This is a genomic window from Novosphingobium sp. BL-S-20, assembly GCF_055521635.1.
Genome location: NZ_CM145494.1, coordinates 2,071,840 through 2,097,848 on the forward strand (window position 1 = coordinate 2,071,840; position 26,009 = coordinate 2,097,848).

29 protein-coding genes are annotated in these 26,009 nt (G+C 65.8%); 10 read left to right on the forward strand and 19 right to left on the reverse strand.

Annotated features, from left to right (window positions below; all coding sequences use genetic code 11):
- Positions 1 to 3 precede the first annotated feature (3 nt).
- A complete protein-coding gene (locus ACZ1II_RS17335; protein ID WP_465144855.1) occupies positions 4 to 687 on the forward strand; it encodes a TPM domain-containing protein in 684 nt (227 codons plus the stop codon).
- Positions 684 to 1,238 (forward strand): NUDIX hydrolase, encoded by a 555-nt coding sequence (locus ACZ1II_RS17340; RefSeq protein ID WP_465144856.1) that lies wholly within the window; start codon positions 684 to 686, stop codon positions 1,236 to 1,238. The genes ACZ1II_RS17335 and ACZ1II_RS17340 overlap by 4 nt, the downstream gene beginning before the upstream one ends.
- Before the next feature lie 410 nt (positions 1,239 to 1,648).
- Here the strand turns inward: ACZ1II_RS17340 and mmsB are convergent, their stop codons facing one another.
- The 6 genes from mmsB to ACZ1II_RS17370 all read right to left on the reverse strand — a co-directional run bounded on the left by mmsB (position 1,649) and on the right by ACZ1II_RS17370 (position 7,882).
- Positions 1,649 to 2,518 carry a 3-hydroxyisobutyrate dehydrogenase gene (gene mmsB / locus ACZ1II_RS17345; RefSeq protein ID WP_465144857.1) on the reverse strand — a complete coding sequence of 290 codons (870 nt, stop codon included), beginning with the start codon at positions 2,516 to 2,518 and terminating at the stop codon, positions 1,649 to 1,651.
- Positions 2,519 to 2,743: 225 nt separating this feature from the next.
- On the reverse strand, positions 2,744 to 3,526 hold the full coding sequence (locus ACZ1II_RS17350; RefSeq protein WP_465144858.1) for an enoyl-CoA hydratase-related protein: 783 nt from the start codon (positions 3,524 to 3,526) through the stop codon (positions 2,744 to 2,746).
- The gene (locus tag ACZ1II_RS17355; RefSeq protein ID WP_465144859.1) at positions 3,523 to 4,596 is read right to left on the reverse strand and encodes an enoyl-CoA hydratase/isomerase family protein; all 1,074 of its coding nucleotides are present in this window, start codon (positions 4,594 to 4,596) and stop codon (positions 3,523 to 3,525) included. Before ACZ1II_RS17355 ends, ACZ1II_RS17350 begins: the two co-directional genes overlap by 4 nt.
- 13 nt (positions 4,597 to 4,609) lie before the next feature.
- On the reverse strand, positions 4,610 to 5,752 hold the full coding sequence (locus tag ACZ1II_RS17360) for an acyl-CoA dehydrogenase family protein (RefSeq protein ID WP_465144860.1): 1,143 nt from the start codon (positions 5,750 to 5,752) through the stop codon (positions 4,610 to 4,612).
- Between the two features lie 27 nt (positions 5,753 to 5,779).
- Complete coding sequence (locus ACZ1II_RS17365; protein ID WP_465144861.1) at positions 5,780 to 6,259, reverse strand: hypothetical protein; 480 nt, start codon at positions 6,257 to 6,259, stop codon at positions 5,780 to 5,782.
- Positions 6,260 to 6,388: 129 nt separating this feature from the next.
- Complete coding sequence (locus ACZ1II_RS17370; RefSeq protein ID WP_465144862.1) at positions 6,389 to 7,882, reverse strand: CoA-acylating methylmalonate-semialdehyde dehydrogenase; 1,494 nt, start codon at positions 7,880 to 7,882, stop codon at positions 6,389 to 6,391.
- A gap of 142 nt (positions 7,883 to 8,024) precedes the next feature.
- Between ACZ1II_RS17370 and ACZ1II_RS17375 the strand changes: the two genes are divergently transcribed.
- From ACZ1II_RS17375 to ACZ1II_RS17385, 3 genes are read left to right on the forward strand one after another with little or no spacing between them, the layout of a single operon-like run.
- Positions 8,025 to 8,921 (forward strand): LysR family transcriptional regulator, encoded by an 897-nt coding sequence (locus tag ACZ1II_RS17375; RefSeq protein ID WP_465147329.1) that lies wholly within the window; start codon positions 8,025 to 8,027, stop codon positions 8,919 to 8,921.
- Between the two features lie 49 nt (positions 8,922 to 8,970).
- The gene (locus ACZ1II_RS17380) at positions 8,971 to 9,465 is read left to right on the forward strand and encodes a flavin reductase family protein (protein ID WP_465144863.1); all 495 of its coding nucleotides are present in this window, start codon (positions 8,971 to 8,973) and stop codon (positions 9,463 to 9,465) included.
- 1 nt (position 9,466) lies between these two features.
- The gene (locus ACZ1II_RS17385; RefSeq protein WP_465144864.1) at positions 9,467 to 10,249 is read left to right on the forward strand and encodes an alpha/beta fold hydrolase; all 783 of its coding nucleotides are present in this window, start codon (positions 9,467 to 9,469) and stop codon (positions 10,247 to 10,249) included.
- A gap of 112 nt (positions 10,250 to 10,361) precedes the next feature.
- Here the strand turns inward: ACZ1II_RS17385 and ACZ1II_RS17390 are convergent, their stop codons facing one another.
- Positions 10,362 to 11,507 carry an acyltransferase family protein gene (locus tag ACZ1II_RS17390; RefSeq protein WP_465144865.1) on the reverse strand — a complete coding sequence of 382 codons (1,146 nt, stop codon included), beginning with the start codon at positions 11,505 to 11,507 and terminating at the stop codon, positions 10,362 to 10,364.
- Between the two features lie 279 nt (positions 11,508 to 11,786).
- Between ACZ1II_RS17390 and ACZ1II_RS17395 the strand changes: the two genes are divergently transcribed.
- Together ACZ1II_RS17395 and ACZ1II_RS17400 are read left to right on the forward strand one after the other, a co-directional pair.
- Positions 11,787 to 12,737, forward strand: a complete 951-nt coding sequence (locus ACZ1II_RS17395; RefSeq protein WP_465144866.1) for a GGDEF domain-containing protein — start codon at positions 11,787 to 11,789, stop codon at positions 12,735 to 12,737.
- Positions 12,738 to 12,813: 76 nt separating this feature from the next.
- Positions 12,814 to 13,068: a hypothetical protein gene (locus tag ACZ1II_RS17400; protein ID WP_465144867.1), complete on the forward strand. Its 255-nt coding sequence runs from the start codon at positions 12,814 to 12,816 to the stop codon at positions 13,066 to 13,068.
- Between the two features lie 166 nt (positions 13,069 to 13,234).
- On the opposite strand, the gene ACZ1II_RS17405 is transcribed toward ACZ1II_RS17400, so the two are convergent.
- On the reverse strand, positions 13,235 to 14,017 hold the full coding sequence (locus ACZ1II_RS17405) for an enoyl-CoA hydratase-related protein (protein ID WP_465144868.1): 783 nt from the start codon (positions 14,015 to 14,017) through the stop codon (positions 13,235 to 13,237).
- Between the two features lie 165 nt (positions 14,018 to 14,182).
- On the opposite strand from ACZ1II_RS17405, the gene htpX reads away from it, so the two are divergent.
- Entirely contained in the window at positions 14,183 to 15,052 is an 870-nt protein-coding gene (gene htpX, locus ACZ1II_RS17410; RefSeq protein ID WP_465144869.1) for a zinc metalloprotease HtpX, read from the forward strand.
- 7 nt (positions 15,053 to 15,059) lie between these two features.
- Here htpX and ACZ1II_RS17415 read toward each other — a convergent pair whose 3' ends face one another.
- From ACZ1II_RS17415 to ACZ1II_RS17425, 3 genes are all read right to left on the reverse strand, one after another.
- Positions 15,060 to 15,875, reverse strand: a complete 816-nt coding sequence (locus tag ACZ1II_RS17415; protein WP_465144870.1) for a LysR family transcriptional regulator — start codon at positions 15,873 to 15,875, stop codon at positions 15,060 to 15,062.
- Between the two features lie 58 nt (positions 15,876 to 15,933).
- Positions 15,934 to 16,332, reverse strand: coding sequence for a Co2+/Mg2+ efflux protein ApaG (gene apaG, locus ACZ1II_RS17420; RefSeq protein ID WP_465144871.1), 399 nt, complete (start codon positions 16,330 to 16,332; stop codon positions 15,934 to 15,936).
- A gap of 171 nt (positions 16,333 to 16,503) precedes the next feature.
- Positions 16,504 to 17,712 (reverse strand): trans-sulfuration enzyme family protein, encoded by a 1,209-nt coding sequence (locus ACZ1II_RS17425; RefSeq protein WP_465144872.1) that lies wholly within the window; start codon positions 17,710 to 17,712, stop codon positions 16,504 to 16,506.
- A 143-nt stretch (positions 17,713 to 17,855) separates the two neighbouring features.
- On the opposite strand from ACZ1II_RS17425, the gene ACZ1II_RS17430 reads away from it, so the two are divergent.
- Positions 17,856 to 19,139: a phospholipid carrier-dependent glycosyltransferase gene (locus tag ACZ1II_RS17430; RefSeq protein WP_465144873.1), complete on the forward strand. Its 1,284-nt coding sequence runs from the start codon at positions 17,856 to 17,858 to the stop codon at positions 19,137 to 19,139.
- Positions 19,140 to 19,156: 17 nt separating this feature from the next.
- Here ACZ1II_RS17430 and ACZ1II_RS17435 read toward each other — a convergent pair whose 3' ends face one another.
- The 8 genes from ACZ1II_RS17435 to ACZ1II_RS17470 form a co-directional block, all read right to left on the reverse strand.
- Complete coding sequence (locus ACZ1II_RS17435) at positions 19,157 to 19,504, reverse strand: hypothetical protein (protein WP_465144874.1); 348 nt, start codon at positions 19,502 to 19,504, stop codon at positions 19,157 to 19,159.
- A gap of 101 nt (positions 19,505 to 19,605) precedes the next feature.
- Entirely contained in the window at positions 19,606 to 20,235 is a 630-nt protein-coding gene (locus ACZ1II_RS17440) for a DUF2238 domain-containing protein (protein WP_465144875.1), read from the reverse strand.
- Between the two features lie 5 nt (positions 20,236 to 20,240).
- Positions 20,241 to 21,416, reverse strand: a complete 1,176-nt coding sequence (locus tag ACZ1II_RS17445; protein WP_465144876.1) for a glycosyltransferase — start codon at positions 21,414 to 21,416, stop codon at positions 20,241 to 20,243.
- Between the two features lie 62 nt (positions 21,417 to 21,478).
- Complete coding sequence (leuB, locus tag ACZ1II_RS17450; RefSeq protein ID WP_465147330.1) at positions 21,479 to 22,522, reverse strand: 3-isopropylmalate dehydrogenase; 1,044 nt, start codon at positions 22,520 to 22,522, stop codon at positions 21,479 to 21,481.
- Between the two features lie 19 nt (positions 22,523 to 22,541).
- Entirely contained in the window at positions 22,542 to 23,147 is a 606-nt protein-coding gene (gene recO / locus ACZ1II_RS17455) for a DNA repair protein RecO (RefSeq protein ID WP_465144877.1), read from the reverse strand.
- Between the two features lie 121 nt (positions 23,148 to 23,268).
- A complete protein-coding gene (locus tag ACZ1II_RS17460) occupies positions 23,269 to 23,517 on the reverse strand; it encodes an accessory factor UbiK family protein (protein WP_465144878.1) in 249 nt (82 codons plus the stop codon).
- 67 nt (positions 23,518 to 23,584) lie between these two features.
- On the reverse strand, positions 23,585 to 24,139 hold the full coding sequence (locus ACZ1II_RS17465; protein WP_465144879.1) for a TspO/MBR family protein: 555 nt from the start codon (positions 24,137 to 24,139) through the stop codon (positions 23,585 to 23,587).
- A gap of 93 nt (positions 24,140 to 24,232) precedes the next feature.
- Complete coding sequence (locus ACZ1II_RS17470) at positions 24,233 to 25,036, reverse strand: TlyA family RNA methyltransferase (protein WP_465144880.1); 804 nt, start codon at positions 25,034 to 25,036, stop codon at positions 24,233 to 24,235.
- A gap of 47 nt (positions 25,037 to 25,083) precedes the next feature.
- Between ACZ1II_RS17470 and ACZ1II_RS17475 the strand changes: the two genes are divergently transcribed.
- Positions 25,084 to 25,632 (forward strand): hypothetical protein, encoded by a 549-nt coding sequence (locus ACZ1II_RS17475; protein ID WP_465144881.1) that lies wholly within the window; start codon positions 25,084 to 25,086, stop codon positions 25,630 to 25,632.
- The last annotated feature ends 377 nt before the right edge of the window (positions 25,633 to 26,009 follow it).

Below are 26,009 nucleotides of genomic sequence, written 5' to 3' on the forward strand. Positions count from 1 at the left end.
ACGATGCCGATACCCGTCTATCTCTCCGCCGAGGACCACGAGCGCATCAGCGCCGCCGTGGGCGAGGCGGAAATGCACAGCGCCGGCGAGATCGTCACCGTGCTGGCCGACCGCTCGGACGGCTATACCGACGTGGCCCTCGCCTGGGCCGCGATCGTCGCCTTCCTCGCCCTCGCGGCGCTCGCGATCGCGCCCGAATTCTACATGGGCCTCTACGAAGACCTCCTGGCCGACTGGGGGCACGAATGGAACCCCAGCATGATCGTCGGCCTTGCCGCCGGGATCGCCGCGATCAAGTTCGGCGCGATGCTGCTGCTCCAGCTCATCCCGCCGCTCAAGTTCTGGCTGGTCCCGCCGCAGATCAAGACCATGCGCGTCCACGCCCACGCCCTCCGCGCCTTCCGTATCGGCGCCGAACAGCGCACCACGGGGCGCACCGGCGTGCTCATCTACCTCTCCATGCGCGAACACCGCGCCGAGATCGTCGCCGACCGCGCCATTGCCGCCAAGGTCGATCCCGAAGTCTGGGGTCAGGCCATGTCCGCCATGCTCGCCCATGTCCGCGAAGGCCGGACCTCGGACGGCATGGTCGTGGCCGTGGGCAAAGTCGGTGCGATCCTCGCCCAGCACTTCCCCCGCGCCGATGACGACGTGAACGAACTTCCCGACAGGCTGATCGAAATATGACCGACACGACCATTCTCCCCCCCGACGCCGACGCCCCTGACGAAGTCGTCTGGCAGGGCCGGTTCATCACCACCCGCAAACGCGGCCGCTGGGAATACGTCAGCCGCGCGCGCGGCATCCGCGCCGCGGTGATCCTCGCAGTGGATGCCGAAGACCACGTCATCCTCGTCGACCAGTACCGCGTGCCGCTCGGCAAGCGCTGCATCGAACTGCCCGCCGGTCTCGTCGGCGACCACGTAGACAACGCCGACGAAGACGCCAGCATCGCCGCCGCCCGCGAACTCGAAGAGGAAACCGGCTACCATGCCGGGCGCATGGAAAACCTCGGCGAGTTCTTCTCGTCGCCCGGCATGGTCAGCGAAAGCTTCACCCTGTTCCGCGCCCACGACCTCGTGAAAGTGGGCGAAGGCGGCGGCGTCGACAGCGAGGACATTATTGTTCACCGCGTCCCCCTCGCCGGGATCGAACAGGCCATCGCCGACTGGCGCGCGCAAGGCTACGCGATGGACGTGAAACTGCTCACCCTGCTCGGCGCGCGGCTGCTCGGCTGACATGCGGACGCGCTTCGGCGTCTGCCAGCGCAAGCGGCGCTATGCGAGCGAGGCGGAGGCCCTGGAGGTGGCGGCCAGGGCTACCGTCGTGCTGCGGCCCTATCGCTGTGCGCTCTGTCGGCAGTTTCATCTGACCGGGCGGACCAAGGGGATGCGGGTGCCTCGGTTCTTGCTGGAGAGGCAGAAGGAAGAGGAAAGCAGGGGAGCATAGCCCCCCTGCACCCCCATTACTGTCCAGGGCACGCGGACCAACCGCGTCACGCGCCCATGGTGATGTCGTCAGTCTTATTGGCTGCGCCGCTAAGCAGCAAAAAACCTCGTCGCCCCCGCGAAGGCGGGGGCCCCGCTACCTTTTGCCACCTCTCGGCATACACAAAACAAGCGCGCGCCCCTTCTCGGGGATGACAGTCTCAAAGCGTCGTGAAGATCGCCCCGAAGTCCTTGCCGCCGTTCCCGGCCTCGACGAAAGCCTCGTAGATTTTCGTCGCGTGCTCGCCCATCGGCACAGTAGCACCGGACGTCGCTGCTCCCGCCATCGCCAACCGCAGGTCCTTCAGCATCAGCGCCGAGGCAAACCCGCCTGCATAGCCATTGTCCGCCGGGCTACTCACACCGACACCGGGCATCGGCGTATAGTCGTTGAGCGACCAGCAATAGCCGGTGGCCTTCGAACTGATCTCATAGAACGTCTGCGGATCGAGTCCCGCCTTCTGCGCCAATGCCAGAGCCTCGCAAGTGCCGATCATGTGCACCGCCAGCAACATGTTGTTGCACATCTTGGCGACCTGTCCCGCCCCGGTATCACCGGCATGGATCACCGCCTTGGCCATGGGTTCGAGCACCGCCTTCGCCCGCTCGAACACCGCATCGCTGCCGCCGACCATGAAGGTCAGCGTACCGCCGTTGGCCGCCGCGATCCCGCCCGAAACCGGCGCATCAACCATCTCGTAACCCGCCGCCTGCGCCAGCGCGACGACCTCGCGCGCCGTTTCGAGATCGATGGTCGAGCAATCGAGGAACAGCGCCCCCTCGGGTGCATGGCCGAAGACTTCGGCGGTATAGACCGACCGCACGATAGCCCCGTTCGGCAACATGGTGACGACCGCATCGACGCCCTCCACCGCTTCGGGAACGGTGGCGAAAGTCGCACAGCCCTGCTCCGCCGCCTTGGCGACGGCATCGGCGGACAAGTCGAACGCACGGACCTCATGTCCCGCCTTCACGAGATTGGCAGCCATGCCACCGCCCATGTTGCCGAGACCGATAAAGGCGATTTTCATGACATTTCTCCCAGATTTTCGTGCCGGCCCGATTTATGCGGGCGACAGCTTCTTTCCGAAGCGTAGCCCCTTCTCCGTCATCCCCGCGCAGGCGGGGATCCCGCTTGCGAAACAGCGCAGGCGCCATTCGCCAAAAGCGGGATTCCCGCCTGCGCGGGAATGACGAAGTTGTTGACTAAGGACTTGGCTCTATTGAGCCTCTAGAGCCAAGCCCCTCACGCAAGCTTACTTGCCCTTCCAGACCCCCGGCCGCTTCTCGACGAAGGCCTTCATACCCTCGACCTTGTCCTCGGTCGCCGTCAGCACCTGGAACATGCGGCGTTCCAGAACGAGCGCGGTGTCGAGCGTGGTCTCGAAGGCGAGGTTGACCATTTCCTTGTTCATCGTCGCGGCCAGCGGCGGCATTCCGGCGATCGCCCCGGCGGCCTTGAGCGCCTCGTCCAGCAACTGATCGAGCGGCACCACACGGCTGACGAGACCCGAACGCTCGGCTTCGGCGGCGTCCATCATCCGGCCGGTGAGGCACATGTCCATCGCCTTCGACTTGCCAACCGCGCGGGTCAGGCGCTGCGAACCGCCCATACCGGGGGCGACGCCGAGCTTGATCTCCGGCTGGCCAAACTTCGCGTTTTCCGAAGCGATGATGAAATCCGCCATCATCGCCAGTTCGCAGCCGCCGCCGAGCGCGAAGCCGTTCACCGCCGCGATCCACGGCTTGCGGGTGGTCTTGACGATCCGCGAAGTCCAACCGGCGAAGAAGTCCTCCGAATAGAACTCGGCGCTCGGCTTGTCGGCCATTTCCTTGATGTCGGCGCCCGCTGCGAAGGCCTTCTCGCCCGAGCCGGTGAGCACCGCGCAGCCCTGCGAAGGATCGCCCTCGAAAGCCGCGAATGCCGCGATCAGGTCCTCCAGAACCCGCGAATTCAGCGCGTTGAGCGCCTGCGGGCGGTTCAGCGTGATGAGCGTGACGTTGCCTTTTTTCTCAACCAGGATCGTCTCGTAGCTCATAGGGGCTTCCATTCCTCTTCTGGGGCGAGCGGCGCGAAAATCGCATCCAGCATCGCATCGGTGACACCTTCGGGCGCCGGGGGATTCCACTTGGGCGCATTGTCCTTGTCGACAATGACCGCGCGCACGCCTTCCGCGAAGTCCGGCAATACCAGCACGCGGCTGGCCAGCCGGTATTCCATCGCCATGTTCTGCGCGAAATCGTCCAGCGTCAGCGAAGTGGCGAGCTGGCGCAGCGAAACCTTGCAGGCCTGCGGACTCTTGGTGCGCAAGGTGGCGAGTTCGCGTGCGGCCCATTCGCTGTCGTCGCTTTCCAGCGAGGCGAGCACCTGTTCCAGCGTGTCGAAGGCGAAGTGCCTGCGAATCTGCCCCTCATGCGCGGCGATCCTGGCTTCCGGCGGCTTGGCCGAGAGCGCGCCGAGCACGCCGCCGATCTCGTGCCCGGCGGCGATCCGGCGCTTGGCCTCGGGCAGTGCCTCGCTCGGCAGGTAATGGGTGGCGAGACCGGCCCAGAGGCATTCCGCGCCGTCGAGCCGCGCCCCGGTGAGCGCCAGGAACTGGCCCAGCCGCCCGTCGAGCCGCGAGAGATACCAGCCGCCGCCGACATCCGGGAACAGGCCGATGCCGGTTTCGGGCATGGCGAAGCGGGTATGCTCGGTCGCCACGCGGAACTGCGCGGGCTGCGAGATGCCGACGCCGCCGCCCATGGTGATGCCGTCCATGAAGGCGACCACCGGCTTGCCGTAAGTGAAGAGCTGATGGTTGAGCCGGTACTCGGACAGGAAGAACCTGCGCCCTTCCCGCCCGAGATCCTCCAGCGCGGAGCGGCGCAGCAGGTTGATGTCGCCGCCCGAACAGAAGCCGCGTCCCTCGCTGTGCTCGATCATGACCGCCTTCACCGCTTCGTCTCCGGCCCAGCCGGCAAGCAGCGCGCTCATCGTCTCGCACATGCCGAGCGTCAGCGCATGGATCGCTTTGGGGCGGTTGATCGAGATCACCCCGGCCACGCCCTCGCGGCGATCGAGCACTTCTGCGGTCAGGGTATCGGCGGGCAAAGTATCTGCAGTCATATCCTCGTGCCCCTTACTTCAGGAGATCGCGGCCGATGATCATCCGCATGACCTCGTTGGTGCCTTCGAGGATACGATGGACGCGCAAGTCGCGCCAGAAGCGCTCAATGGGATAGTCGCGAAGATAGCCGTATCCACCGAACAATTGCAGCGCGCGGTCGACCACCGAGGAGCCGGTGTCGCTGGCCATCATCTTGGCCATGGCGGCGAAGCGGGTCTTGTCGGGCGATCCGGCAGTGACCTTGGCGGCGGCGAGATAGAGCAGCGCGCGGGCAGCCTCCAGTTCGGCGGCCATGTCCGCCAGGGTGAACTGGGTGTTCTGGAACTCGGCAATCGGCTGGTCGAACTGCTTCCGGTCCTTCACGTACTGGACCGCCTCGTCGAGACAGCGCTGCGCCCCGCCCAGCGAGCAGGCACCGATATTGAGGCGGCCGCCGTCGAGACCCGCCATCGCGAACTTGAACCCGTCACCTTCGGCACCGACCCGGTTCTCCGCCGGAATGCGGGCATCCTCGAAGATCACCTGCGCGGTGGGCGAAGCGTTCCAGCCGAGCTTCTTCTCAGGCGCGCCGAAGGAGACGCCGGGCGTGTCCTTGTCCACCACGAAGCAGGAAATCCCGCGCGACTTGTGCTCCCCGGTGCGGGCCATGACGACATAGACGTCGTTGACGCCGCCGCCCGAGATGAACTGCTTGGTGCCGTTCAGCACATAGTGGTCGCCGTCCAGCCGTGCGCTGGTCTTGAGCGCCGCCGCGTCCGAACCGGAGCCGGGTTCGGTCAGGCAATAGGAGCCGATTGTCTCCATCGCGCAGAGATCGGGCAGGTAGCGATCCTTGAGCTGTGCATCGCCGAACCGGTCGATCATCCAGGCGACCATGTTGTGGATCGAGATATAGGCGCTGGTCGCCGGGCAGCCGTAGGACATCGCCTCCATGATGAGCGCGGCCTCAAGACGGCCGAGGCCGATGCCGCCGCTTTCCTCAGACACGTAGATCGCGCCGAAGCCGAGTTCGCCCGCCGCCTTCCAGACGTCCACCGGATAGTGGTGCTCCTCGTCCCACTCGGCGGCATAGGGGGTGATGCGGTCTGCGGTGAACTTGCGCGCGGTCTCCTGGATCGCGAGCTGGTCCTCGGTCAGGCCAAACTGTTCGGTCATCTCTATCCCTGTCAGGTGCAAATGCTTCTAGGAGCACTTGGTATATGTAAGCATGCCGGGCATGGCGTCCGGCCCGGTGTCCTTGCGGATCAATGTCCTGCCGCCGTCCGGCGAAGAGAGCGCGACGTCAAGCTTCCAGCTCTGCCCCTCCCCCGAGAAGGCGAATTCGCCGTCGAGCGCGGAAGCGGAGCCGGAGCGGATCGTGCCCAGCTTCGCCACCGATTCGTAGAACTTCAGCGTGTCGGCATCGACCGTCAGCAGCCCCTTGGCGTCCCCGAGCGTGCTGGTGCAGTCGGCATCGACGAGGCCCCAACGCCCCTGCAACTGCGCAGGGATCGCCGTGGGTATCGCGACCGCTTCCTCGGTCGCCGAGGCCGTGGGGGCAGGCTCCGGCATTTCCGTCGCGGTTTCGGTCGGCTTGGCCGGTTCCTTAGAGCAGGCGGCCAAGCCCAGAACGAGCAGCGAAACCGTCACGGCCGGAGCGAGTAGGTTGCTGATCTTCATCATCAGGCGACTTTCCTTTCAGCAGGTATTCCTGAAAGAACACCCGCTATCCGTACCCTGTTCCGCCGCCCCTGTCCCCATCGGCAGAGTGACGGGTTTCCGTCACTCCATGGTCGAAGTGACGGGTTTCCGTCACCCCATGGTCGGAATGATGAAGGCGCTGTCGCCCGCTCCGCCGTCCGGCCAGCGCTGGGTCACGGTCTTCACCTTGGTCCAGAAGCGCACGCCTTCCATGCCGTACTGGTTGTGATCGCCGAAGGCCGAGCGCTTCCAGCCGCCGAAGCTGTGATAGGCGACCGGCACCGGGATCGGCACATTGACGCCGACCATGCCGACCTGCACGCGGCTGACGAATTCGCGCGCGGCATGGCCGTTGCGGGTGAAGATGGCGACGCCGTTGCCGTACTGGTGCTTCGTAGGCAGTTCCACCGCTTCCTCGAACGTCTTCGCGCGAACGATCTGGAGCACCGGGCCGAAAATCTCCTCCTTGTAGGCGCTCATTTCCGGCGTCACGTGGTCGAACAGCGAGGGCCCTACGAAGAAGCCCTCCTCGTAGCCCTGGAGCGAGAAGCCGCGGCCATCGACGACCAGTTCCGCGCCCTCGTCGACCCCGGTCTGGATCCAGTTCTCGACCTTCTGCTTGTGCACGGCGGTGACGACCGGGCCGTACTGCGCCTCGGGATCGTTGGAGACGCCGACCTTCAGCTTGTCGATCGCGGCGACGAGCTTTTCGCGCAGGATTTCCGCGGTTTCGTCACCGACGGGAACCGCGACCGGCAGCGCCATGCAACGCTCGCCCGCCGAGCCGTAGGCGGCACCGATGATGTCGTTCACGGCCTGGTCCATGTCGGCATCGGGCATGACGATCGCGTGGTTCTTGGCGCCGCCCATCGCCTGCACGCGTTTGCCGGCAGCGACACCGCGCGAATAGACGTAGTGGGCGATGTCGGACGAACCGACGAAGCTGACCGCGGCAATGCCGGGATGGTCGAGGATCGCATCGACCATCACCTTGTCGCCATGCACCACCTGCAGCACGCCCTCGGGCGCTCCGGCTTCGAGGAACAGTTCGGCGATACGGTTCGGCACCGAAGGGTCGCGTTCGGAAGGCTTGAGGATAAAGGTGTTGCCCACCGCGACGGCAGGCGCGAACATCCACATCGGGATCATTGCCGGGAAGTTGAACGGGGTGATGCCCGCGCCCACGCCGAGCGGCGCGCGCAGCGAGTAGACGTCGATGCCCGGCCCGGCGCCCTGCGTATATTCGCCCTTGAGCATGTGCGGGATGGCACAGCAGAACTCCACGACCTCAAGCCCGCGCTGGATGTCGCCCTTGGCGTCGTCCACCACTTTGCCGTGCTCGCTCGCCAAGAGTTCGGCGAGGCTCTGCATGTTCTTCTCGATAAGTTCCTTGAACTTGAACAGCACGCGGGCGCGGCGCTGCGGATTCATCGCCGCCCATTCGGGCTGGACCGCCTGCGCGGTTGCCACCGCCCGGTCGAGCAGCGCGGCGTCGCCCAGCGGCACCTGCGCTTGCACCGCGCCGGTGCTGGGATTGAAGACATCGCCCAGGCGCGAGGCCGGACCGCCGGGGCCGCCAACTACGAGATGGTCAATCAGGCGCATTCCTCATCCTTTCGCACAGTCTGTAACAGGCACTCGCGGCGCCCTTTCCATGGTAGGTGGTCCTGCGCCGATTTGCAGGCAAGCTGAAAATACGCCATCGGTAGCTGCATAAATGCAGCCCTGAGGATCACCAATTGCCGTGATGATACCTTCGATCGACTGGAGCGACTACCAGGCCTTCCTCGCCATCGCCCGCGCCGGGCAGCTTGCCGGAGCCGCGCGGGTGCTCGGCGTCGATCCGACGACGGTGGGCCGCCGCCTGCGCCGCCTCGAAGCCTCGCTGGGCACCGCGCTGTTCGAGCAGACCCGCAGCGGCCAGGAACTGACCGAAGCCGGAGAGACCCTGCTCGCCTCGGTAGAAGCCATGGCCAGCGCGGCAGGCCGGATCGCCGAGCAGGCCGAGGGAAGCGACGGCCTCCACGGCACCTTGCGGATCAGCACCTCGGAAGGGTTCGGCTGCTGGTTCCTCGCGGGCCATCTGCCGCGCTTCCAGGCCGCCCACCCGCGCCTCGCCATCGATCTGGTCGCCAGCAGCGGCTTCCTCAGCCCGACCCGGCGCGAGGCGGACGTCGCGATCATGCTTTCGCGCCCGCGCACCGGGCCGCTGGTGGCGCACAAGCTCTCGGACTATACGCTGAAGCTCTACGCCGCGCGCGACTATCTCGACGCCCACGGCACCCCCATTCGCCCGGCCGACCTGCTCGAAGGCCATGCGCTGGTCGGCTATATCCCCGACCTCATCTATTCGCCCGAACTGCGCTATCTCGACGAAATCCAGCCGGGGCTGAAAGCCGCGATCCGCTCACCCAGCATCACCGCCCAGCACGGCATGATCGCGGGCGGCGGCGGGCTGGGCGTACTGCCCTGTTTCATGGCCGAATCCGACCCGCGCCTCGTCGCCGTCCTGCCCGAGAAACGGATCGTGCGCAGCTTCTGGTTCGTCACGCATCAGGACATCCGCAAGCTGCCGCGCGTAACAGCCTTCCGCCAATGGCTTGACGAAACCGCCGCGCAGATGGAGGGAATACTGAAGCCCTGACCTTTTGCGGCGATCTTTCGCAGCCTTCCATGACAGGATGAACGACCCAGTGACGACCACGACCATCGATCCGGCAGAATTCCGCAAGGTGCTGGGCAGCTATCCGACCGGCGTCTGCGTGATTACCGCGCTCGACGATGACGACAGGCCCGCGGGCATGGTGGTCGGCTCGTTCACCTCTGTCTCGCTCGACCCGCCGCTCGTGGGCTTCTTCCCGGACCGCCGCAGCACTTCGTGGCCACTGATCGAGAAGGCCGGACATTTCTGCGTCAACGTCATGGCCAGCGACCAGACCGAGGTCTGCCGCGCCGTCACCGCCAAGGGCGACCAGAAGTTCGTGGGCGTCGACTATATCGTCTCCGACCACAACCTGCCGATCATCAAGGACTCGATCGCGGCGATCGAATGCCGCCTCTATTCGGTGACCGAAGCGGGCGACCACTGGTTCGTGCTGGGCGAAGTGCTGCGCATGGAAGCCGTGCGCGAGGAAGACCCCATGCTGTTCCACAAGGGCCGTTACGGCGGCTTTGCCGAGCGGATGTAAGGTGCAGCCCTTTCGCATCGCGCTGGCCGACGCGGAGATCGTCGGCGCGCGGCGCGAAGGTGGGGGCACCCCGCTCGTTCTCGTCCACGGCTTCGGCGGTTCCCGGCACGACTGGAAGGCGGTGATCGCCGCCCTACCCGCCGACCGGCCGCTGATCGCCTACGACCAACGTGGCTTCGGCGAATCGCCCGTGGTGCCGGACAGACCCTTTTCTCATGCCGAAGATCTGCTCGGAGTGATGGATGCGCTGGGCATCGACCGGGCCGATCTCTGCGGGCTTTCGCTCGGCGGCGGCACTGTGCTGAACTTTGCGCTCAATCATCCGGAGCGGGTGCGGCGGCTGGTCATGGTCAGTCCGCTGATGGTCGGATGGTCGTGGAGCCGGGACTGGATCGAGCGCTGGAAAGCCATCGGCCGCGCCGCGCGCAGCGGAGATATCGAGATTGCCCGCGCACTCTGGTGGGATCATCCGCTCTTTGAGACGACGAGAGCGAGTTCAGGCGCCGAGCATCTGCGCGCCGCCATCGCAGCCTTCCATGGCCTCCAATGGATAGAGGATCACCAGCGTCCGGAGCCGCCGAAAACGGAGCGGCTGGCCTCACTGGCCGTACCCACGCTGCTGCTCACTGGCAGCCACGACACTCCGGACTTCCGCCAAATGGCAGACTGCATCGACGCCGCAAGCGGACATGTGCTGCGGATCGACCATGCGGGAGCGGGTCACTTGCTCAATCTGGAAATTCCGCAGCAGATCGCAGCGGAGATCACGACTTTCCTAAGGTAAGCGCCGCAGGCTTTTATCCCAGAAAGGAGCGCACAACGCATCTGCGCGCACGAGGTCGACATTAACGGGGGTCCAGGGGGGCTATGCTCCCCTGGTTTTCCCCTTACCCCCTTCAGGCCACCGCGACCTTACCCTCGACCTTGCGCCGCGAACGCTGCCGCTTCAGCCCGATCAGCGGCCGCAGCGGCCCGATCTCCCGGCCGATCAGGTAGAACAGCCAGGACCCGCCCGCCACGGCGGCGCAGAGCGTGAGGAATTCTGCCAGCGCACCGAGGCCCATGTCACGGATGCCGTAGCTGACGAAGACCATCACCGTCTGGTGGGCGATGTAGATCGGGAACACCGCCTCCACCAGCGTCGCGCGCCAGCGGTGGTCGAAGTTCCAGAAGCGGTCGGCGATGCCGAACAGCGCGATCACCGTGCCCCAGCACTGCATCGACTTGGCGAAGGACAGCGGTTGCTCCCAGGCGGCGGGTGTCGGGATGTTGCCGGGATAGAGCAAGGTGTCGCCGATCACCCAGGCATAGCCGAGCAGGCCGAGCGCCAGTGCCGGCTTCCACTGCCGCGCGATCGCCTGTTGCATCGGCTCGGAGCCGCGCAGCAGGAAGCCGAACAGGAACATGCCTAAGTAATGCAGGTGCGCGCCGCGATCCTGGAGGAAGTTGTGCATGTCCGTCCAGCCGTAGGGCAGCAGGCGGATCAGGAAGATCAGGCCGATGCCCAGCGGCAGCAGTGCCGGTCCGGAAAGCAGCCGTTCCGCGCCGCGGCGAAGTGCCGCGCGCCACGCCTCGGGCAGCAGCATCAGCGCTGCACAGAGCGCCAGCGTATAAGCCAGCAGGTAGATCACGAACCACATGTGCATCGTGGCCGGAAGCACTTCGTAGCCCACCTTGTGGAAGCGAAAGGCGTCGTGGAACAGGAAATAGCCATAGCCGTGGGCATAGCCGCTGTTGACGAGGCCCATGTAGGGCTGCGGCGGCACGACCACTGTCAGGCCGAAAAGCAGAGGGATTCCAAGGCGCAGGATGCGACTCTTGAGGAAGGCCCGATTGTTGCCGTCCTTCTTGAGGAGCGCCGCGCTGGCATAGCCGGAAATCGCGAAGAGCAGCGCCAGGCGCCAGGCACTGAGGCCGAGCAGCGGGATTTCCGCCCAGCCGACCACGCCGCGCGAGGGGGTCTGATAGCCCCAGGGCGTGAACGAGAAACCGACGTGGTAAAAGATCAGCAGAACGAACGCGCCTATGCGCAGCCAATCCATTCCATAGTGGCGTTGCGACGGGGCAGGCTGCATCGTTCTCCGGTGGGGTGGGCGGGTCCGCCAGCTGCGGAAGCACGGCCCACTTAGGGATTTCGCGGCTTTTCTGCAATGACGGGGTTGTATCAGGTCGTCGCAGCGGCTCCCCAGGCTGGCCCCAGCAAGGGACTTGCAATGGTTAGCAATACATTTACCCCAGATGCTTATACCCAGCTAACAGGCCCGCTCCGGGCTGCACCTTTTTTATCCTTTGCGCCCTCTCCCCCCGAGGACTCCGCCGACTTGAAGCACGCGATCATTCCGTCCCTGTCGACCGCGCCCGCACCGCCCTTGGCGGCGGCCGATCCGGCGCAGCTTTATGCGCAGGCGGCGGCGCTGACCGCGATGGGCGCGTGGTCCTGCGACCTTGCCACGCAGGCGCTGTCCTGGACGGAAGGCGTATTCCGCATCTTCGGCGCCCCGCTGCACCGGCAGATGGACCGCCGGGAAACCCTGGAATTCTACAGCGAGGAATCGCGCGCCCTGCTCGAACGCCTGCGCTCCCGCGCAATTGCCGAAGGTGCGGGTTTCTCGATGGAAGCGCAGATCCTGCGCGCGGACGGCGAGCGGCGCTGGATGCGGATCAATGCCGCCGTCCGCATGGAGCACGGCCGGGCGACGACGCTCTACGGCATGAAGCAGGACGTCACCGAGGAGCGAATGCGCTGGGACCGCCTGCGCGAACTGGCCGAGAACGACGCCCTGACCGGCCTTGCCAACCGCGCCCGCTTCCACGCCGACTTCCTCGACCGCGCCCCGGACGACGAGATGCTGGCCGATATCGGCGCGCTCGTGCTGTTCGACATGAACGGGTTCAAGGCGGTGAACGACATGTGGGGCCACGCGGCGGGCGATGCCTGTCTGGCGGGGTTCGCCCGGCGGCTCTGCATGACCTTCCCCGAAGCGCGGCTGATCGCGCGGATCGGCGGGGACGAATTCGCGATGATCCTCGGCCGCAGCAGTTCCGCCGCGGCGCTGGAAATGACCGTGCGCCACCGCATCAACGCGCTGGTCCTGCCGGTGGTCTGGCAGAGCCACCAGTTACCGCTCGGCACCAGTGCGGGCATCGCCTTTCCGGGGCCCGGCGGGCAGGTCGATGCCGAAGCCCTGTTCCACCGCGCCGATGCCGCGCTCTATGCGGCCAAGCGCCAGGGCGGCAACCGGCTCTGCACCGCCGAGGCGCTTTCCCGCTGACGCAGACCCGCTGCGAACGGTTGCAGCAAGGGCGCCCCCATGCGACCAAGGCCTTCAACTCCTTGAAGGATTCGCCATGCCCACGATGCAGGACAAGCGACACGATTTCCTCTGGCTGGTCCAGCTCTGGATGCAGCGGGAACGCGACATCGCCGGCTGGACGGCCACCTGCGGCGATGCCGTCGCCGCCAGTTACCGCATTCCCGCGACAATGACCGCGCGCGATGCCGCCTTCGATTTCATGGCCTTCCACAGCGCCTCGTTCCGGGGCGAGAGCGAGAACGAGTGCCCCGAATGGATGGCTGCATTGAGCGATCCCGACTACGCTTGAAGCCGTTTTCCTACAGGACCGGGCATGGGCTATGACGTACCCATGCCGTTCCGTCCCCTAAACTCCACAGGCCACAGCCCGAGCCTCTCTGTAATTCCTCGGCAAGGTGACGGTTTTTTCCGCTCTGGACCGTGTCAACTGTGTCAACCAAAGTGTCACCTTGCGGTCAGCGCCCCTTGAAGACGGGCGGCCTTTTCTCGGCAAAGGCAGTGACGCCTTCCACGAAATCCTCGGTTCGCGAAGCGTCGCGCTGACCGAGGCGCTCACTGGTCAGGGCCTGCTCCAGCGTGGAGTCGGTCGCCGCCCAGGCCACCTGCTTGATCCGGCGCAGCGACCAGGGTCCCTGCGCCAGCTCGCCCGCCAGCGCCAATGCGGCAGCGTCGAGGTCCTCGTCGGGCACCACGCGGTTGACGAGGCCCCACTCCAGCGCTTTGGCGGCAGGCAGACGCTCGCCCAGCAGCATCATTTCCATCGCCCGCACCCGCCCCACCGCGCGAGTGAGCAGCCACGAGGAACCGCCGTCGGGCACGAGGCCGACATGGCGGAAGGCCTGGAGGAAGAAACCGCTCTCGCCGCAGAGAATGAGGTCGCCCGCCATCGCCAGTCCGGCGCCGACGCCCGCCGCCGCACCGCGCACGGCGGTGACGATCGGCTGCTCCATGTCCCGCATGGCGATGATGACGGGATTGAAGTGGCGGTCCAGCAAAGTGCCGACGTCGCGGCGCGGGTCAGCGAGCATCTCGCCCGCATCGCCGAGGTTCGCACCGGAGCAGAACGCCTTGCCCTCACCCGTCAGCACCACCGCGCGCGCCTCGAAAGCAGCGCGGCCCAGGGCATCGAACAGTTCCTCGCCCATCTGCGCCGAACCTGCATTGCGCGTGGCGGGATCGTTCATCGCAATCCGCGCAACGCCGTTATTCAAGCTGTAGAGCACTTTTTCGTAAGTCATTTCAGGCATCGCTCCGCGTGGTTCGTGCCGGTTGGAACCGGCATCCTTGCCTGACGGCATTCACGATTTCGCCGGCTTCGGCAACGCCCCATCTCGTTCCGGATATTGAAAGCCGCAGCGTGATACCCAGATTGCCGCACTCGACAATTTCAGGAGTTTCAGAACGTGAACGGTTTCAAGACAGCCATGCTGCTGGCGGCGCTGACGGCGCTGTTCATGGGGCTGGGCTATATCTTTGGCGGCAGCGGCGGGGCGATGATCGCGCTCGTGGCGGCGACGGGGATGAACCTGTTCACCTTCTGGAACGCCGACAGCATCGTCCTCAAGATGCACAATGCCCGCGAGGTGGACGAACGCTCGGCGCCGGAATTCTACACCCTCGTCGCCCAGCTGGCCCGCCGCGCACAGCTGCCGATGCCGCGCGTCTATCTGGTCGACAGCCCCAACCCCAATGCCTTCGCCACGGGCCGCAACCCGGAGCATGCCGCCGTTGCCGCGACGACCGGGCTGCTCGACACCTTGAACCGCGAGGAAGTGGCTGCGGTCATGGCGCACGAACTCGGCCACGTGAAGAACCGCGACACGCTGATCATGACGATGGTGGCGACGATTGCCGGCGCGATCTCGATGATCGCCAACTTCGGCCTGTTCTTCGGCGGTGGTCACGGTGAAGACCGTCCCAACCCCATCGCCGCCATGGCCGCCGTATTCATGGCGCCTTTCGCGGCAATGATCGTGCAGATGGCGATCAGCCGCACCCGCGAATTCGGTGCGGACAAGGCAGGTGCCGAAATCAGCGGCAATCCCCGCGCGCTCGCCTCGGCCCTCGCCAAGATCGCCGGACCGGCGCAGGCCGTGCCGAGCGTTGCGGCGGAGCGCAATCCGGCGGCGGCTCAGCTCTATATCGTGCCCACGGCGGTCTCGGACCTGTTCTCGACCCACCCGGCGACCGAGAAGCGAATCGCCGCGCTGATGGCCATGGACGGCACGCCCGAGCGCCGTTCCGCCTCGGCGCTCGATCCGACCCGGCGTTAGAGGAAGCTCAGTCCGAAGGCGACTGGTCGGTCAGCGCCGAGACCAGCGCCTTGACCTTCTTCTGGCGCCACTGCGGCAGCGGCGCCACCAGCCAGTAGCCGCGGCGGCTGGGTATGGTCGTCTGCTTCACGCTGTCGTCGCCGGGAGCGATCAGGCCCTTGGCAAGCAGGCCGGGGACACGGGCGCGGCCAAGTCCGGAGCGCGCGGCGGCGATTGCCTGTCCGGCATCGCTGACGGCGATGGCGGGCTTGGCTTCCTCTTCATTGGCTTCGGCTTCGGCGCCCGGCGTCGGGTCGCCCGGCCAGCCGATCCAGTCGCCCTCGCCCACTTCGACCCATTCCGCCGCGCCCAGCGCCGCGCCTTCGAGTTCGCCGGGACCATCGGTCCAGCGCACGGCGAGATCGAGGTTGGCCTCGGTGAAGTCGGTGAGTTCGCCGTCGACGATGACGTAGCGCACTTGCGGGTTCTCGGCCCGGAACGTCGCCAGTCGCGGTGCCAGCCAGGCGGCGAAGAACTCGCGCGGGGCCGCGATCGTGTAGACATGGCTGGACTGGCCTGCCTGCATCGCCTGCACCGCATCCTCGAAGTGCAGGAAACCGGTGCGCAGCGCGGCAAGGCCCGCGCCCGCCTCGTCGGTGAGTTCCAGACCCTTGCTGGTGCGGCGGAACAGGACCACACCCAGCAGGTCCTCCAACGCGCGGATCTGCTGTCCGACGGCCGCAGGCGTCACCGCCAGTTCGTCGGCGGCGCGGGTGAACGAGAGATGGCGTGCCGCTGCGTCGAACACGCGCAGGGCATTGAGGGGCAGGTGGGTGCGCTTCATGGGAGTTCCCTATGCGCTGGCTTGCACACGGGCAATGACGAACTGACTTATGCCCGACTCAGCGCGCCGTTGCGGGCGCCGCAAGCGGGAAGAACGGGATCTGCGCCTCCACCTCGCTGCCGTCGTCGCGCAGGAAGGTGTAGTGCCCTTCCATCGAGCCCTGCGGGGTCGGCAGCGGGCATCCCGAGACGTAGTCATGGCTATGGCCGGGTGCGATGACCGGCTGTTCGCCGACCACGCCTTCGCCATCGACCATGCTGACGTCGCCATTGCCATCGGTAATGCGCCAGTGCCGGGTCATGAGTTGCAGGGTCTCGTCCGACTCGTTCTCGATACGGATGTGATAGACCCAGAACCACTTGCCCGCCTCGATGCGCGATTGCTCGGGCAGGAAGTTGACGGCGACCCTTACGGTCACGCCGTCCGTCATCGCGGTATGCTGGAAGAATTCCTTCATAACGCCCGCGAGACTAACGACGAATTGACGGCACGACAACCGCGCAAGGCCCAAGCGGCGTCCCGATTTCGAGCGGTTCGCCGTATGGCAGGGGCTGCAAAACGATAAATCCCTGTAAAAGAACCCGCGCCGACACGGCAAAGCCGGCGTGGAGCCGCCCGGCGCGGTTCCTCAGAGGCCTGCCTTGCCCAGCGCCTGATCGAGGTCTTCGATCAGATCGTCGGCGTCTTCGAGGCCGACATTGATGCGCAGCATGCCTTCGGTAACGCCCATGGCCTCACGCCCTTCCGGACCGACGCCGTGGTGGGTGGTCGAGGCGGGATGGCACATCAGCGAACGCGAATCGCCGATGTTGTTGGAGATGTCGATCAGTTCGAGCGCATCGAGCAGGGCATGGGCCTGCGCACGGCCGCCTTCGAGTTCGAAGCTGAAGATCGGCCCGCAGGCGTCCATCTGCTTCTGCGCGAGCGCCTGCTGCGGGTGGCTGTCGAGCCAGGGGTGGAGGATTTTCGGCACACGCCCGGCAACGAACTCACCGACCTTGAGCGCGTTCTCGCTCTGCTTCTTGGCGCGCAGATCGAGCGTTTCCAGCCCCTTGAGCACGACCCAGGCATTGAACGGCGAGAGGTTCGGCCCGGTGTTGCGCTGAAACGGTAGGAGCTTGTCGTTGATGAATTCCTCGGTGCCGCAGACGGCCCCTGCCAGCACGCGGCCCTGACCATCCATCAGCTTGGTCGCGGAATAAGCGACGACGTCCACGCCGAACTCCATCGGGCGTTGCAGCGCCGGCGAGCAGAAGGCGTTGTCGACCACGGTGGTGATGCCATGCGCCTTGGCGATGGCGCAGATGCCTGCGATGTCGGCGATGTCCATGGTCGGATTGGCCGGAGATTCGAAGAAGAACACCTTCGTATTCGGACGGATCGCCGCTTCCCACGCGGCGGTGTCGGTGGCGTCGACCACCGTCACCTCGATGCCGAAGCGCGGCAGCAAGCTGTCGCCCAGCCAGCGGCAGGACCCGAAAGCAGCACGGGCCGAGACCATGTGGTCGCCCGCCGAAAGCTGGCAGAGCAGAGCCGTGGTCATCGCCGCCATGCCCGAGGCCTGGGTGCGGCAGGCTTCCGCGCCTTCGAGCAGGGCGATGCGCTCTTCCAGCATCTGCACGGTCGGGTTCTGGAGACGCGAATAGGTCATGCCGTCGTCCTCACCCTGGAAGCGGGCGGCAACGGTGGCGGCATCGTCGTAGCTATAGCCGGAGGTGAGGAACAGCGCCTCGCTGGTCTCCCCCATTTCCGAGCGCCAGGTCCCCCCGCGGATCGCGCGGGTGGCGGTGCGCCAGTTGCGGGTCTTCGAGCGGTCCTGTCCGGTGGTGCGTTTCATGGCCCAAGCCTCTAGGATCGCGAAAGCGCCAGTGCAAGTGCCCGTGCAGGCGCCTCTGCAACCTTCCCTCCCGTATCGCTTCGGTGGAGCAAGTTTCCGCCAGTCTTGCAGTCCCCCCGCTTCGCCCTTATTCCGCCGCTCCGATGCCGAACGCTTCGCGCAATGACCGAGATCCGATCGGCTGGAGCCTGATCGTGGCGGGCCTGTTCCTGGCCCTCGCCCTGTTCCGACTCGCGGAGCCGGGGCGCTACTATTTCGACGAAGTCCACTACGTTCCGGCGGCGCTGAAGCTGCTGGAACTGATCCCGGCCAACCGCGAGCACCCGATGTTCGCCAAGGAAGTGATCGCCGGTTTCATCGCCCTCCTCGGCGACCGCCCGCTGGCCTGGCGCATCGGCCCGCTGCTGTTCGGCGCCTTCGGCCTGTTCGCCTTCGCCCGCTTCGTCTGGCTCTTGTCCGGCCGCCGCCGCGCGACGATCACCGCGACGGTGCTGCTGGCGACGAACTTCATGTGGTTCGTCCAGAGCCGCATCTCGATGCTCGACATGGTCGAGGCCGCGCTCTGCATGGCCGGCCTCTGGCAATTCGCCGCAGCCCTGCGCGCGCGGACGCGCGGCGTGGCCCGTGCCCATCTAGCGGCGGCGGGCATCGCACTCGGACTTTCGCTCGGCGCCAAGTGGAGCAGCGCGCCTGCGCTCATGATCCCCGGCCTGTGGTTCCTGGCACTGCGCATCCGCGAGAACGGCTGGAACCTCGTCGGTCGCAAGGGAGCCGGTCCGATCCCCGGCATCTCGCTGGTGGAAGCGGCGTTCTGGCTCGGACTGCTGCCGCTGCTGGTCTATTGGGCGACTTACGCTCCCGCCATGTTCTACAGCATCAGGCCGACCTCGCCCTGGGGCTTCATCGAGCAGCACCGGCACATGATCGCGCTTCAGGACAGCGTGAAGAAGCCGCACCCCTATCGCAGCTACTGGTACCAGTGGATGGTCGACTGGCGGCCGATCTGGTACCAGTTCGAGAACATCGACGGCCATCAGCACGGCATCGTCATGCTGGGCAATCCGGTATCGATGATCGCCGGGCTCTTCGCGCTGGGCTGGGGCCTATGGGCCTCGCTGCTGCGCGCCCGGCGCGACGTGCTGACGGTAATCCTGCTCTATGCGAGCACGCTCGGCATCTGGATCGTCAACGGCAAGCCGATCCAGTTCTACTACCACTACCTCCTGCCCGGCGCATTCCTGATGGCGGTGCTGGCCTTTGCGCTGGACGCGCTGTGGCAGCGCAAGGACCGCTGGCGTCACCTTGCCACCTGTGCCTTCGTCGGCTCGGTCGGCCTGTTCGTGCTGTTCTATCCGATCATCTCGGGCGCGCCGCTGCCGACCAAGGAATTCTACAATTTCTGGATGTGGTTTCCGAACTGGCGCTGAGTGATCGGGCTGAGCGTTCAGGCGCTCTGCATTTCGGCCGTCAGCACGTCGATCCGGCAATCGCCTTCCAGCAGCAGTTCGATCACACCTGAGGTTCCCGGCGGCCTGCGATGGCGAGCAGGCCATCCCTCGCGACCGGCGATGGCGAAGACTTCGGCAATGGTCAGCGGCGTGGCCAGCGCGATACCGCACTCGCCCGAGGAAGAGGCCCCTTCCGGCCGCTCCAGAACTTCGAGATCGGGACCCTGCCTTGAGGCAATGCGCCAGCCCGCCCCGGCATCGACCGCCGGACGATCGACGATTTCGGCAAGCACGGCCGCGACATGACGTGGATCGCGGACCTTCATGGAAACGCGCAGTATCATGGTTTGCCCTATCCCCCGTCGGTTTTCCGCGAAGACAGGATCGCATCATACTCCACAAAGGGAATCCGGCGAACGCCTTACCGGCACCGTCGAAGGTATTTTCAGGAAAGGCGCGCTTTCACCCGCAGGAAGACAGCCGCGAGCACCGCGCCCAGCCCCGCCATCGCCATATCCTTCTGCGGGTCCCAGGGATCGCCCTGCTGCCCGTTGTAGGCCAGCGCGTCCGGCCCGGCCATGAACACGGTGAGCAGCCATTCGAAGATTTCGTAGAGCGCGCTACCCGCCAGCACGAATTCGACCGCAATATAAGTCGCGAGCGTCAGCGACAGCGCCTTGTGCCGGGCGAGCCAGCACGAGATCGGATGGACCCAGAGCGCGCCGAAGCCGAAATGGACGAGCCGGTCCCAGGAATTGCGCTCCAGCCCCAAGGTCGCGGTAGGCGAAGGCAGGCCGAGCGTCCGCGCCCAGTCCTCATAGGGAACGAAGGAATAGATATAGCGCCCGCCGACCGTGTGAAGCACGAGGAACAAGCAGGCGCAAGCCACCGCACTCGTCGGCATCGGCCAGCGCCGCAGCGAGCAGCCGATCGCGGCGAGAATCGCCAGGGTCGGCAGGTTCTGCATCGGCGCCAGACGCGGAAACGGCGTGTCCAGCAAGCTGAACAACGCCGCCATGCCCGTCACCACGAGCAACAGGATCTGCCCGCGCGGCACGCGGTGCCGCGTCGTCATGGCGCTCAGTACTTGCCCCAGACGAACTTCGACGAGAGCGCGAAGTTGAACACCGAGGCCAGCAGCACGCCGGTGATCACCGCCAGCACGTCATGAATGCCGATGGTCTTGAGCACGGCCGCCGAACCGATGTTGGTGAGCAGGCCCAGCGAGCAGGTCAGTGCAAACTGCGCCCAACCGCGCATCAGCGGGCCGAAGCCGCGCAGGCGCTTGTCGGAATAAGTCAGCTCGTTGTTGAGCACGAAGTTGAACGTCATCGCGACGACCGCCGCAATGGTGTTCGAGATGTTGAAGGTCGCGCTCTCCGACCAGTTGCCGTAGACGAAGCGCTCGGCGAACACGAGGTGAAGCATCACCCAGAGCACGCTCAGCTGCACCACCACGCCCAGCGCACCGACGGTGCCGAAGAGCGCGAAACGGGTCGGGATGATCCGACCCAGCCATTTGTCGTAAAGGCCCACGAGGAATTCGAACACGACGGTCTGGTCCAGTTTGCTTTCACCTTCCGCACGCGCCGCGAAATGGAGCGGGAACTCCTTGACGCGCAGCGGACGGTCGACGGTTGCGAGGATATCGAGAAGAATCTTGAAGCCCACGCCCGAAAGGCGGTGCGCATCGGCGCGCAGGGTTTCGGCGCGGAGCATGAAGAACCCGCTCATCGGGTCGGTCAGTTCGACGCCTGTGACCTTGTTGGCGATGCGGTTGGCAAGGCCCGAGGCTTTCACGCGGTCGGGACGGCCCCATGCCTCGGTGCTGGCGCCTTCGGCGAAGCGCGAGGCATAGGCGAGGTCGTATTCGCCCGAGGTCACGGCCTTGAGCATGCCCGGCAGCAGCGCCGGATCGTGCTGGTGGTCGGCGTCCATGACCGCCACGACCGGCGCGGCGGTGGAGCACATGCCCTCGATCGCCGCGCTGGCAAGGCCGCGCCGCCCGATGCGCTGGATGCAGCGCACGCGCGGATCGACGAGCGAGAGGCGGCGCGCCTCGTCCGAAGTGCCGTCCGGGCTGTTGTCGTCGACGAAGACGGCTTCCCACGCCACGCCTTGCAGCGCCGCGTCGAGCCGCTCGATCATCGTCGCGATGTTCTTGCGCTCGTTATAGGTGGGCAGGACGATCGCCAACTCCAGAGGCCTGGCGCCAGCGTCGATCGTCCCTGCAATATCCGAACCGGTAATGTTCATGCGCCCCGTGGTAGGTGGTAAATCTGAATAAATCTTGTCGCCGGTAAAGGCCTGCGAACGCCTTACAGGCGTTCGAGCACCGCGTCACCGATTTCCCGCGTACCCGCGGTGCCGCCGAGATCGCCGCCCTTGATCCCGTCGGCCAGCGTCTTCGCGACAGCCGCCTCGATCCGCGCCGCCTCGGCTTCGAGACCGAGCGAATGGCGCAGCAGCATGGCCGCCGAGAGGATCGTCGCCATCGGATTGGCGAGGCCCTTGCCCGCAATGTCCGGCGCCGAACCGTGGATCGGCTCATAGAGGCCGTAAGTGCCCTCGGCAAGGCTGGCCGAAGCGAGCAGTCCGATCGAGCCCACGCACATCGAGGCCTGATCGGAAAGAATGTCGCCGAACAGGTTGCCGGTGACGACCACGTCGAACTGGCCGGGGTTCTTCACCAGCTGCATCGCCGCATTGTCGACGTACATGTGAGTGAGTTCGACCTCGGGATATTCCTTGGCGACCTCGATCACCACGTCGCGCCAGAGCTGCGAGGTTTCGAGGACGTTCGCCTTGTCGACGGAGCAGAGCTTCTTCGAGCGCCCCATCGCCGCCTTGAAACCGACATGGGCGATACGGCGCACTTCGTCCTCGGCATAGGACATCATGTCCCAGCCCTGACGGCGGCCGTCTTCGAGCGTGCGCAGGCCCTTCTCGCCGAAGTAGACGTCCCCGTTCAGCTCGCGCACGATCAGCAGGTCGATCTTGCTGGCGACTTCGGGGCGCAGCGTCGTCAAGTCCTCAAGGCCCGCGAAGACTTGCGCCGGGCGCAGGTTCGCGAAGAGGCCGAGTTCCTTGCGCAGGCCGAGAATGGCCTGTTCCGGGCGCAGATGGCGCTCCAGGTGGTCGCAGGAGAAATCGCCCACGGCGCCGAACAGGATCGCCTGCGCCGAGCGCGCGATCTCCAGCGTTTCGGCGGGAAGCGGGTGGCCGTGCTTGTAATAGGCCGCGCCGCCGACATCGCCTTCGACCAGCTCAAGCCCCGGAAGTTCAAGCTTTTCGAGAACGCGCACCGCCTGCTCGGTGACCTCGGGACCGATCCCGTCTCCTGCAAAAACCGCGATACGCATGTCGTTCTCCGCTTGCTTGTCAGCCATGAATCCGTGCCAGCCGCTCACGCAGCAGGACGCGCGACCCCATAGCGTCTCCACGCCGATCGGCAAGCGGATAGCGCGCAAGCTCGCGCCCGAGCCGGTCGAAAGTGGTGAGTATCGCGTCCCAATCGTCGTCCTCGGGGCGCCCGACCGGCACGCCGTAACCCAGCTCGCGCAGCAGCAGGACTTCGTAGGACAGCAGCGGCAAAGTCCACCCCCGCGCCGAGGGCGCGACGCAGATCGCGTCGAGCAAGGCGCAGAGAGCATCGTAGAGCGCGGGGAACGGCTGACGCTCGGGCAAGGCCATGGCGGTGAGCGCCGTAACCCAGGAAATCGCCGCCGCAGGCAGCGGCTCGGTCAGCCAGGGGCCGCGGCTGGTGACGAGTTCGATCCGCGCGAAAGGCAGCTGGCTGTCGCTCTTGGAGCGGACTTCCGCCTCCACGGCATTGCCCGGAATCAGCACCGGACGCAGTTCCCGTCCCCTGCCTCCAGCGACATAGGCCGCGACGACCCCCGCCTCGGCGGTGAGCAGCCGGGCGATCACCGCCGCCTCGCCGTGCGGGCGGGCGGCGCAGACTATGGCGGGCGCGCGAAGCTGCATGAGGTGCGGTTAATGGCGTTCGCGCTGCGGCATGACAAGCGCCGAGCCCGGAAACGCAAAACGCGGAAGGAATTCCCCCCGCGTCTTTACATGGTCCCGGATTTCGGAGCGAAAAGCGGCCTTACTGGCCCGACTTGCCTTCGAGCGCCTCGATACGCGCCTTCAGCGCCTCGACTTCGCCGCGCGCAGTGGCAGCGAGTTCCTTGACGGCCTCGAACTCCTCGCGAGTGACGTAGTCCATGTCGCCCAGCAGTTCCTTGAAGCGTTCGCGAGCGTTGTCGCGCGCTTCACGGCCCACGCCGGCGAGCGTGCCGGCAGCACTGTTCATCATCTTGACGAAATCGGCGATGAAGGGGTTTTCGCTTTGCATGGGGCCTATTTGGTATCTTGCGCGAAACCGCGCAAGAGGCTCCGGCGATTTTCCGGCGAAGAGGCGCTCAGATCTCGAACCGCTGGACGGCACGCGGACCTTCCACCCCGTCCAGCGCCGGATTGGCCTGAAGGAAAGCATAATTGAGGTAAGTCGCGAAGCAGACCCACGCGAGATAGGGCACCAGCAGCAAGGCCGCGACCGGGCGAATCCGCGCGAACAGGGCAATCGTCACCAGCACCGCAAGGTCGAGCAGGCCGATCACGACGAGACCGCCCGTGATCCGGTGAGCGCCGAAGAACACCGGGCTCCAAGCCAGGTTAAGTACGAACTGCACGGCGAAGACGATGACCGCCAGACCGCGCCCCCGTGCACCCCGCGCCGCGCAGACCATCGCCAGTGCGACGCCCATCAGCACGTAGAGAAAGGTCCAGACGATCGCGAAAGTGATCGGCGGCGGATAGATGTCCGGCTTCACCAAGGCATCGAACCAGGGATTGCCCGGCCCGCTCTGCGCCATGCGGCCCGATACGAAGCCGAGAAGCACGACGAGAGGAACGAGCACGAGCGCCCAGCGCAGCAGGCTGGCGCGCAACTGGCCGGACGAGGCGATCAGGTTCATTCCCTTGGCAACTCCCGAATCAGGAAAAACGGCGCTGATACGCGGGTTGTGTAACGAGCCTGCCTTGCACGCAATCGCCACAGGCCCGGAAAATCACCCGCGCTGCGCCGAAACGAGGAACTCGATATTGCCTTCCGGTCCCTTGATCGGGCTTTCGACGATGCCCTGGATGACCCAGCCGTCCGCTTCGAGCCAGTCGCGCACTTCGTTGCAGACCCGTTCGTGCAGCACCGGATCGCGGACGACGCCGCCCTTGCCCACCTCGCTCCGACCGACCTCGAACTGCGGCTTGATGAGCGCCACCAACCGGCATTCGCGCGCGGCGAGGCGCAGCGGCACTTCGAGCACTTTGGCGAGGCCGATGAAGCTGGCGTCGCAGACCACCCAGTTGCACGGCGCATCGATCTGCTGCGGCGTCAGGATGCGGGCGCTGGTCTGCTCCAGCACGGTGACGCGCGGGTCCTGACGCAGCTTCCACGCCAGCTGGTTCGTGCCCGAATCCACGGCAAAGACCCGCTCCGCGCCGTTCGTCAGCAGAACGTCGGTGAAGCCGCCGGTCGAGCTGCCGATGTCCATCGCTACCGCGCCTGTGGGATCGAGTTCGAAATGCTCGATGGCATGGGCCAGCTTGATTCCGCCGCGCGAAACCCAGGGATGATCGCGTCCGCGCACGTCGAGCGGGGCATCGGCCTTGATGCTCTGGCCGGGCTTGGCAATCTTGGTTTCGCCCGAAAAGACCAGCCCCGCCAGCACCATCGCCTGCGCACGGGTACGGCTCTCGACAAGCCCGCGATCGACCAGCGCCTGATCGACGCGCGTCTTCGTGGCCTTGGGCGCTGCCTTGGGGGCAGAGCCCGTTTTCTTTTCGACGGGACGGGGTTCGATCGGGTCAGTCATGGCTTTGCATACTTGAGATGAGCGGCGCCTCATTCCATACCAAGGGGATGAAGGCAAATCCGCGCCGGCGCACCGACGCCCATTCGTTGTCCCGCAAGCTGCTGGCGACCGCTCCCCTGACCGCATTGGCTCTCGTCGCCGCCTGCGTTCCGGCCACCAAGCCGCCCGTCCCGGCGCCGCGCCCCGTGCCGACGGCGCCTGCCGCACCGCCTCCGCCTGCCGCTCCGCCGCCCACGGACTGGCGCGATGCCCCGCAGACGCCGGGCGACTGGCGGATCACCAGCCCCGGCATCGCCAGCTTCGCGAACGGCGCGTTCGGCATCCGCTGCAACCGCGCCGCTTCCACGATTTCACTTTTCCGCAGCGGTGCGAGTGCCGGCCCGGCCTCCCTGTCGATCACGACTTCCGACACGACTCGCGCCCTCGCCGCCCATCCGGTCAGCGGCGGTGTCCAAGTCGATCTGCCCGCACGCGATCGCCTGCTCGATTCGATGGCCTTCAGCCGCGGTCGCTTCATGGTGCAGGCACAGGGCACTCCGACGCTCTACGTCCCGAGCTGGACGGAGATCTCACGAGTCATCGAAGACTGCCGCTGATCCTCCCAGGATCCTCACGCCGTCCAGCACCGTTCCGGATGCATTGCCTGCTCCATTTCCAAGAGAACAGGAGCAGGCTGTTTCCGCCCGATTCCCCCTCGTCTTCGTTATGGCCAGAAGTGAACGGGAATCGCGCCGTCAAAAATTGCTTCAAAGCGATGCGATTCAGCGCAAAATCGAGCGTTTTCAGGATGTTTAAGGCCGCAGACATCAGCCCCCAGAAACCACCCTTCGGCAAGGCATGCAGGCTGGGGAAAACTTGCCCGAAGCGTCGATAATGACCGCAAAAAAGATGTTTTCAAGGCTTGTTGTGCGCTGCGGAATCGGACACAAATTTCACAGGACGAAGGGTTAACGGGAAACGCGCCCGGAACATT

Bases quoted from the DNA above. Each gene is read 5' to 3' on its own strand.
- ACZ1II_RS17360 (WP_465144860.1), bottom strand. From the start codon at position 5,752: ATGACCGAACAGTTTGGCCTGACCGAGGACCAGCTCGCGATCCAGGAG.
- ACZ1II_RS17355 (WP_465144859.1), bottom strand. From the start codon at position 4,596: ATGACTGCAGATACTTTGCCCGCCGATACCCTGACCGCAGAAGTGCTC.
- apaG (WP_465144871.1), bottom strand. From the start codon at position 16,332: ATGAAGGAATTCTTCCAGCATACCGCGATGACGGACGGCGTGACCGTA.
- ACZ1II_RS17390 (WP_465144865.1), bottom strand. From the start codon at position 11,507: ATGGATTGGCTGCGCATAGGCGCGTTCGTTCTGCTGATCTTTTACCAC.
- ACZ1II_RS17340 (WP_465144856.1), top strand. From the start codon at position 684: ATGACCGACACGACCATTCTCCCCCCCGACGCCGACGCCCCTGACGAA.
- recO (WP_465144877.1), bottom strand. From the start codon at position 23,147: ATGCAGCTTCGCGCGCCCGCCATAGTCTGCGCCGCCCGCCCGCACGGC.
- ACZ1II_RS17425 (WP_465144872.1), bottom strand. From the start codon at position 17,712: ATGAAACGCACCACCGGACAGGACCGCTCGAAGACCCGCAACTGGCGC.
- ACZ1II_RS17465 (WP_465144879.1), bottom strand. From the start codon at position 24,139: ATGAACCTGATCGCCTCGTCCGGCCAGTTGCGCGCCAGCCTGCTGCGC.
- ACZ1II_RS17365 (WP_465144861.1), bottom strand. From the start codon at position 6,259: ATGATGAAGATCAGCAACCTACTCGCTCCGGCCGTGACGGTTTCGCTG.
- ACZ1II_RS17400 (WP_465144867.1), top strand. From the start codon at position 12,814: ATGCCCACGATGCAGGACAAGCGACACGATTTCCTCTGGCTGGTCCAG.
- leuB (WP_465147330.1), bottom strand. From the start codon at position 22,522: ATGCGTATCGCGGTTTTTGCAGGAGACGGGATCGGTCCCGAGGTCACC.
- ACZ1II_RS17430 (WP_465144873.1), top strand. From the start codon at position 17,856: ATGCCGAACGCTTCGCGCAATGACCGAGATCCGATCGGCTGGAGCCTG.
- ACZ1II_RS17350 (WP_465144858.1), bottom strand. From the start codon at position 3,526: ATGAGCTACGAGACGATCCTGGTTGAGAAAAAAGGCAACGTCACGCTC.
- ACZ1II_RS17435 (WP_465144874.1), bottom strand. From the start codon at position 19,504: ATGATACTGCGCGTTTCCATGAAGGTCCGCGATCCACGTCATGTCGCG.
- ACZ1II_RS17405 (WP_465144868.1), bottom strand. From the start codon at position 14,017: ATGACTTACGAAAAAGTGCTCTACAGCTTGAATAACGGCGTTGCGCGG.
- ACZ1II_RS17335 (WP_465144855.1), top strand. From the start codon at position 4: ATGCCGATACCCGTCTATCTCTCCGCCGAGGACCACGAGCGCATCAGC.
- mmsB (WP_465144857.1), bottom strand. From the start codon at position 2,518: ATGAAAATCGCCTTTATCGGTCTCGGCAACATGGGCGGTGGCATGGCT.
- ACZ1II_RS17370 (WP_465144862.1), bottom strand. From the start codon at position 7,882: ATGCGCCTGATTGACCATCTCGTAGTTGGCGGCCCCGGCGGTCCGGCC.
- ACZ1II_RS17375 (WP_465147329.1), top strand. From the start codon at position 8,025: ATGATACCTTCGATCGACTGGAGCGACTACCAGGCCTTCCTCGCCATC.
- ACZ1II_RS17440 (WP_465144875.1), bottom strand. From the start codon at position 20,235: ATGACGACGCGGCACCGCGTGCCGCGCGGGCAGATCCTGTTGCTCGTG.
- ACZ1II_RS17445 (WP_465144876.1), bottom strand. From the start codon at position 21,416: ATGAACATTACCGGTTCGGATATTGCAGGGACGATCGACGCTGGCGCC.
- ACZ1II_RS17470 (WP_465144880.1), bottom strand. From the start codon at position 25,036: ATGACTGACCCGATCGAACCCCGTCCCGTCGAAAAGAAAACGGGCTCT.
- ACZ1II_RS17475 (WP_465144881.1), top strand. From the start codon at position 25,084: ATGAAGGCAAATCCGCGCCGGCGCACCGACGCCCATTCGTTGTCCCGC.
- ACZ1II_RS17415 (WP_465144870.1), bottom strand. From the start codon at position 15,875: ATGAAGCGCACCCACCTGCCCCTCAATGCCCTGCGCGTGTTCGACGCA.
- ACZ1II_RS17460 (WP_465144878.1), bottom strand. From the start codon at position 23,517: ATGCAAAGCGAAAACCCCTTCATCGCCGATTTCGTCAAGATGATGAAC.